Here is a 1473-nt window from a genome sequence, read left to right on the forward strand (position 1 = left end):
CTCGCACGCCGCCCGCGGATCGGGGACGGGTCAGCCGCCGAGCGCGGCCGAGCCGTTCTTCTGCAGGTCGGACAGCCACGCCTCGGGGTCACCGGAGGTGCCGGTCAGGGTGGCGAGCTGGCTGTTGAACTTGCCGATCACGTCGTCCAGTCCCGGGAGGTTCACCGGGCCCTGGCCGTATGCCGCGCCGTCGACGAACGCCTTGCTGTCCGGGTACTTCGCGGAGAACTGCTTCAGACCCTCGGTGGTCGAGGGCATGACGCCGAACGCGTCCGCGAACTTCATCTGCTGCTCGGGCGTGATGAGCGACTTGACCAGCTCGACCGCCTGGGCCTGGTTGGGGGACTTGGCCGCGATGCCCCAGCAGTTGCTGAACAGCAGCGTGCCCTTGCCCGCCGGACCGGCCGGGAGCTCGACCGTCTTGTACTTGATGTTGGGGTAGTCCTTCATGCCACCGGCGATCCAGTTGCCCTCGATCGTCATGGCGGCCAGGCCCTTGCCGAACGCCTCGCCACCCCAGCCGGCGGCCGGCTTCGTCTGGGTGTTGAACTTGAGGGACCCCTCCTTCATCATCTTCTGCACCTCCTGCAGGCCCTGGAGGTTCCCGGGGGCGTCCGCGGTCATCTTGCCGTCGCTGACGACCCAGCCGCCGGCCTGCTTCATGAAGGCGCCGGAGCGGTTGATGTCGTTGCCGATGACGAGGCCGGTGACGTCGCCCTTGGTGAGCTTCTTGGCGACCGTCTCGAGCCCGGCCCAGTCCTTGGGGATGTCGGCGTCGGTGAGGCCCGCCTTCTGCCACAGGTCGGTGTTGATCTCGAGCGCCAGGGTCGAGGAGTCCTTGGGGGCGCAGTAGAACTTGCCGTCGTAGGTGAAGGCCTTCACCAGCGAGTCGACGAAACCGGCGTCCTTGACCTGGTCGCCGTAGGCGTACAGGTTGCCCGCCTTGGCATACGTGCCGATCTTCGAGGCATCGGTGTAGAAGAGGTCGGGCGGGGTCGAGCTGGCGAACGCCTGGCCGAGCTGCTGGCCGAGGTCGGACGCCGCGATCACCTCGACGGTGTTGCCGGTCTTCGACGCCCACGCGGCCGTCGCGTCCTTGACGGCCTTGGTCTCGGCATCGCCCGAGCTGCCGATCATGACGGTGAGCTTGACCGGGCCCTTCTTGGTGTTCTGGGTTGCCGTGCTGCTGCTGAAGCCGCCGCCGCCACAGGCGCTCAGCGCCAGTGCGGAGGTGGCCGCCAACGCGACGGCGAGGATGGGGGTGCGCCTCATGAACTGCTCCTTCGGGTGGGGCGCCCGGTGGGGGTGCCGGACGGGTCTCGTGTGCTGCTCGCACGGATGGTCAGGGTGGGTGGCAGGAGTGCGGTGCGGTCGGCCATGCCGCCCGCTGCCTCGTCGGTCTCGGCCGCGTCGGCGGCCTCGCCCTCGGGCGCGCCGCGCAGGAGGATGCCCCAGGCGGCCTCGGCAGCCGCG

2 protein-coding genes are annotated in these 1473 nt (G+C 69.2%); both read right to left on the minus strand.

Annotation, left to right across the window (positions count from 1 at the left end; genetic code table 11):
* Positions 1–30 precede the first annotated feature (30 nt).
* Positions 31–1272: an extracellular solute-binding protein gene (locus ACFUC1_RS20570; RefSeq protein WP_379123176.1), complete on the minus strand. Its 1242-nt coding sequence runs from the start codon at positions 1270–1272 to the stop codon at positions 31–33.
* The coding region (locus ACFUC1_RS20575) for a hypothetical protein (RefSeq protein ID WP_379123178.1) at positions 1269–1473 on the minus strand (205 nt) is incomplete at its 5' end. The genes ACFUC1_RS20575 and ACFUC1_RS20570, both read right to left, overlap by 4 nt.

This window comes from Pedococcus sp. NPDC057267 (assembly GCF_042668795.1).
Classification (GTDB): domain Bacteria; phylum Actinomycetota; class Actinomycetes; order Actinomycetales; family Dermatophilaceae; genus Pedococcus.